This is a genomic window from Mesorhizobium sp. M5C.F.Ca.IN.020.29.1.1 (assembly GCF_003997375.1).
Classification (GTDB): domain Bacteria; phylum Pseudomonadota; class Alphaproteobacteria; order Rhizobiales; family Rhizobiaceae; genus Mesorhizobium; species Mesorhizobium wenxiniae.
The window spans coordinates 1-5,223 of record NZ_RZSW01000450.1 but is presented as its reverse complement, the minus strand read 5'-3'; the positions used below and the strand labels follow the sequence as shown (position 1 = coordinate 5,223).

Below are 5,223 nucleotides of genomic sequence, written 5' to 3'. Positions count from 1 at the left end.
GAATATGCCACCGACATCAACGGCAGCGGCAAATATCTTCTGGGCGTCATCAACGACATCCTCGATATGTCGAAGATCGAGGCCGGCCAGTTCTCGATGGATCAGGAGCAAATCGACCTCTGTCCGCTGATGAGGGAAACGGTGCGCGTCATCTCGCTGCAGGCAGCGGAAAAGTCGATCACCGTCGAAACGCGCATCCCCGATTCACTGACGCTGTTCGCCGACCGCCGGGCGATCAAGCAGATCATTATTAACCTGCTGTCGAATGCAGTGAAATTCACCGGCCAGGGCGGCCGCATTGCGGTAAGGGCCCGCAACACGTCCAGTGCTCTGGTCCTGACGATCGAAGACAATGGCTGCGGCATCCCCAAGGAGGCGCTGAGCAAGCTCGGGCGGCCGTTCGAACAGGTGCAGAACCAGTTTTCCAAGAGCCATGCCGGTTCCGGCCTTGGCCTTGCCATCTCACGCTCGTTGGCCGAGCTTCAGGGCGGCGCCTTGAAAATCCGCTCCACCGAAGGCACCGGCACGATCGTGTCGGTGCGCATTCCGATCAAGAAGTCGACGCAGCCGGTCAGGGCCGCCGCCTGACTTCTGTTGTCGTGAAGCGGTTGGAACTTTCGGAAACGCCGAATGGACAGCGCCCCCGATGCTTTTCGAAACAGCCGTTTGGCGTTGTGACGTCATCGTTTCGCACGAAGCAAAAGGTCGAAATCCTTTCTGACCTTTTGCGATGTCTCCTTGAGGTGCGCTTCCAGCACACCGAAATCCGGCAGGTCGGTAACCGCCAGAAGCAGATCCGAAAGCCCCGGCGGAACGTCGTCCCGTTCGAATACGCCGGTGATGCAGAGCCGCGTCATCTGGGTCAGCGCCAGATAAAGCGCATAAGCATCGCAAAGCTCTTGCCTGACCTGGACCTCAGCGAAATCCGGCGCCAGCCTCGACAGGACTTCCGCCGTCCCGGTGATTCGGCGGCCGGCTTCGACCTTTCCCGTGATCACCGCCACCTGCGCGATGAATTCGAGATCGATGAGACCGCCCGGAATCAGCTTGATGTCCCAGAGATCGCGTGGCGGCTTCTCCTTCTCGATCATCGTGCGCATCTCGGACGCCTCGGCCATCACCTTGGGGCTGTCGCGCGGCAGGGCAAGCACCGCCGCCACCTCGGCCTCGGCCTCGGTGCACAGCGTTTGATCGCCACCGATCGCGCGAGCCCTGGACAGCGCCATGTGTTCCCATGTCCAGGCATCCTTGCGCTGGTACTTCTTAAAGGCATCGACATGGGTCGCCACCGGCCCCTTGTTGCCGGACGGCCGCAAGCGAAGGTCGGGCTCGTAGAGAACGCCCTCGGCGGTCGGCGCGGACACGGCTGATATCAGCCGCTGCGTCATCCTGCTGTAATAGTGGGATGGGGCGAGCGGCTTGTCGCCATCGGATTCTTCGGCATCGGTGTCGTGATCATAGAGCAGGATAAGGTCGACGTCGGAGCCGGCCGTCAATTCGCGACTGCCGAGCTTGCCCATGCCGAGCAGCGCAACGGTGCCGCCGGCGATGCGACCGTGGCGCAGCGCGAACTCGGCGATGACCGCCTGCAGCGCCGCTTCGATGGTGAGATCGGCCAGATCGGAAAAGGCGCGGCCGGCGCGTGCCGGATCGATCGAGCCGGCAAGCAACCTGACGCCGATCAGGAATTTTTGCTCGGACGCAAAGATGCGCAAGCGGTCGAGCACGTCCTCATAGTCTCTGTCGCCTTCGAGGAAGGCGGCGAGACGGCCGGACAGATAGGCGCGGTCCGGCAGTTCGGTCAAAAGGGCCGGATCAAGCAGGCCGTCAAACACGTGCGGCCGGCGCGTGATGATGGCGGCCAGCCGGGGGGCCGCGCCCATGATCGTCGCCAGCAGCTTCAGCAGAGCCGGATTGGACTGGAGCAGCGAGAAGAGCTGGATGCCGGCGGGCAGGCCGGCGAGGAATTCGTCCAAGCGCATCAACGCCTCGTCCGCCCGGCGCGTCTGACCGAAGGATTGCAGCAGCGCCGGCGTCAGTTCGGTCAGCCGCTCGCGCGCCTCGGCCGACTGGGTGACGCGATAGCGGCCGAAATGCCAGCCGCGGATAACCCGGCAGATGTCGCTCGCCCGCTGAAATCCCAGTCTCTGCAGGGTCTGCAACGTATCGGGGTCATCGACATCGCCGGTAAAGACCAGATTGCCGATGCCGGCCGAAAGCTCCGGCGCGGTTTCGAAAAGCGCGGCGTAGTGACGTTCGACCTGATGGAGTGCGGCGCGGAAGGCCTCGGCAAAGACGGCCGCATCGGCAAAACCGAGCATTCGGGCAATGCGTTCGAGCCCTTCGTCATCTTCCGGCAGTATATGGATCTGCTCGTCGGCGACCATCTGGACGGCATGCTCGACACGGCGCAGGAACCAGTATTGCCGAGCGAGCGCGTCGCGCGCATCGGCCGTAATCCAGCCGCGTGCCGCAAGCTGGCCAAGCATCGGCACGGTCTCGCGGCCGCGCAGCTCGGGGAAGCGGCCGCCGGCGATGAGCTGCTGGGTCTGGACGAAGAATTCGATCTCGCGAATGCCGCCGCGGCCGAGCTTGACGTTGTGGCCCTTCACCGCGATCTCGCCGTGGCCCTTGTGGGCGTGGATCTGGCGCTTGATCGAATGGACGTCGGCGATCGCCGCGTAGTCCATGTATTTGCGCCAGATGTAGGGCTGGAGGTCCTTCAGGAACGCAGCACCGGCCGCGAGATCGCCGGCCACCGGACGCGCCTTGATCATGGCCGCGCGCTCCCAGTTCTGGCCACGCGCCTCGTAGTAGCGCAGTGCCGCCTCGACCGGGATCGCCAGCGGCGTCGAACCGGGATCGGGACGAAGCCTGAGGTCGGTGCGGAAAACATAACCGTGTTCGGTGCGGTCCTGGAGAATGCGGACCAGCCGGCGGGTCAGGCGCGAAAACAGCTCCGTCGCATCGAGCGGATCGACGACGGCTGGCGCCTGCGGGTCGAAGAAAACGACGAGGTCGATGTCGGAGGAGAAGTTCAGCTCATGCGCACCAAGCTTGCCCATGCCGAGCAGGATCCAGCCCGACCGGCGCGCCGGATCCTCGGCGTCCGGAAGTTTGAGCTTGCCCTGTCCGTGCGCGTCGCGAAGCAGGAAGTCGACGGCAGCGCGGGTGCACGCGTCGGCAAGATCGCTCAGCCGCCGTACTGTGATTGCAGTTTCAGCCTCGCCTGAAAGGTCGGCCAGCGCGATCAGGATATGCGCTTCCGCTTTCCATTGCCGCAGCTCCATCATCAGGCTGTTTTCAGAAATGCCTTCCGCCCGCGCCGCCTTGTCGATCGCGGCGCCGATCATCGCCAACCGGGTCTCGACGGTCTCATCGAAAAGCGCATCAAGGATCTGCGGGCGGCGGCGCACGGTGCCCCGCAGGAATGGCGACAGATCGAACACTGCCGCGAGGAACTCCTGACTGGCGCCCTTGCCCGCGAGAAATTTCGCGAGCCGGGTAAGCCCGTCTTCCTGCGAGGCGGAAGTGATTTCCGACAATTCCCGCCTGGCGCGGTTCTGATCCAGGGGAGCGAGCTTTGCCGCCGGCTTCAATAGCCAGTTGGTCTGTTCCCCAGCCGCCCTCACCGCCATCAGCGATCCTCCCGTTCAGGAAAACTCATGACAACGGACAATCCGGGATCGGCGGGCAGAAGATCAAGCCGTCCATTGTGGAATGTCATGATTGCCTTGGCGAGGCTGAGGCCCAGGCCGGAACCCGGCTGCGAGCGGCTTCTCTCCAGCCGCACGAAACGCTCGGTTGCCCTGGCGCGATCGGCATCGTCGGGAATGCCCTGGCCGTTGTCTGTGACGGAAAGCCTGATTTCCCTGCCGACGCGATCGAGCGCCACGCGGACGGTCGGCTTGGAGGTCGAATCGGTCGAATATTTTATCGCGTTGTCGACGATGTTCGATAGCGCCTGGCCGATCAGCTCGCGATTGCCCTCGACGGCGAAGCCATCCTGACCCGAGGTCTCGAGTGTCACCCCCGCCTCCTCCGCCACCGGCTCGTAGAGCTCGACGACATCGTGCACGGACGCAGCCAGATCGACCCGGCTGGTGCTTTCGGAGGAATAGCCCGCCTCCAACCTGGAGATCATCAGGATGGCGTTGAAGGTCTTTATCAGCTGGTCGGACTCGGCGATCGTCCCTTCCAGCGCCTGGCGGTAGTCGGTAGTGCTGTGCTTGCCGGAAAGCGTCGCTTCGGCACGGTTGCGCAACCTGGTCAGCGGTGTCTTCAGATCGTGGGCGATGTTGTCGGAGACCTGCTTCAGCCCTTCATTCAGCGTGGCGATCCTGGCCAGCATGGAATTGAGGTTTTCCGACAGCCGGTCGAACTCGTCGCCGGCCCCGGTGACCGGCAGCCGGCCGGAGAGGTCACCGCCCATGATACGGCGGCTGGCTTCCGATACGATGTCGATGCGCTTCAGCGCTGCGCGGCCGACAAAGAACCAGATCAGGAGCCCGCCGAGCGCCATCATGCCGAGCGCCAGCATCAAGGCGCGACGGATGACGGCGCGGAACCGCTCAGGCTCGCCCAGATCGCGGCCGACGAGCATGATCATCTGGTTTGGCAGGCGCAGCACCAGCGCGATGGCGTTGTGGCCCTTCTCGCCTTCGACCTGGACTTCGCTCTGACTGGGTTCGTTCGGGTCGGCCACCGGGTTGCGTTGCCGCTCGAGCTCGCCCTCGCCGAAGCGCCGGTAGGAAAACGGCTCCGTCGTCCAGCCCTCGGCTTCGAGAACGCCAGGCTCCAGGCTCTGAACGTTTCCGGTCAGGATCTGGCCGTTGGTGTCGGCGATCAAATAGAGATTGGCGCCGGGCTGGCGGGAGCGCTGCTCGACCACGCGGACCAGCAGCGGCAAGCCGCCGCGCTGGTAGGCCCGGGCGAGGCCGAGCACTTCGTCGTTGATGGTCTCTTGCGTTTGGCCGGTCAGCATGCGTGCAGACAGCGAAGTCATGTAGAAGACGAGCAGCACCGCGCATATGGCGAACAGCAGGAGATAGAGCGCCGAAAGCCGCGCTGCCGTCGTCTTCATGATGGCCGGCATGGAAAGAGCCATGCTACCCGCTCTTGAGCATATAGCCGGCGCCACGAACCGTGTGCAGGATCGGCTTGTCGAAGCCCTTCTCGATCTTGCCGCGCAGCCGCGAGACGTGAACGTCGATGACGTTGGTC

4 protein-coding genes are annotated in these 5,223 nt (G+C 63.9%); 1 reads left to right on the top strand and 3 read right to left on the bottom strand.

Annotated features, from left to right (window positions below):
• Positions 1-588: HAMP domain-containing sensor histidine kinase (locus tag EOA85_RS26785; RefSeq protein WP_164759898.1), on the top strand; the 588-nt coding region annotated here is incomplete at its 5' end.
• 92 nt (positions 589-680) lie between these two features.
• Here the strand turns inward: EOA85_RS26785 and EOA85_RS26780 are convergent.
• From EOA85_RS26780 to EOA85_RS26770, 3 genes are all read right to left on the bottom strand, one after another.
• The gene (locus EOA85_RS26780) at positions 681-3,638 is read right to left on the bottom strand and encodes a bifunctional [glutamine synthetase] adenylyltransferase/[glutamine synthetase]-adenylyl-L-tyrosine phosphorylase (RefSeq protein ID WP_127211773.1); all 2,958 of its coding nucleotides are present in this window, start codon (positions 3,636-3,638) and stop codon (positions 681-683) included.
• Positions 3,638-5,107, bottom strand: a complete 1,470-nt coding sequence (locus tag EOA85_RS26775; RefSeq protein WP_127211772.1) for an ATP-binding protein — start codon at positions 5,105-5,107, stop codon at positions 3,638-3,640. The genes EOA85_RS26780 and EOA85_RS26775 overlap by 1 nt, the downstream gene beginning before the upstream one ends.
• Before the next feature lies 1 nt (position 5,108).
• On the bottom strand, positions 5,109-5,223 hold a 115-nt coding region (locus EOA85_RS26770), incomplete at its 5' end, for a winged helix-turn-helix domain-containing protein (RefSeq protein WP_164759897.1).

Coding starts and splice junctions, on each gene's coding strand:
- EOA85_RS26780 (WP_127211773.1), bottom strand. CDS start 3,638: ATGGCGGTGAGGGCGGCTGGGGAACAGACCAACTGGCTATTGAAGCCG.
- EOA85_RS26775 (WP_127211772.1), bottom strand. CDS start 5,107: ATGGCTCTTTCCATGCCGGCCATCATGAAGACGACGGCAGCGCGGCTT.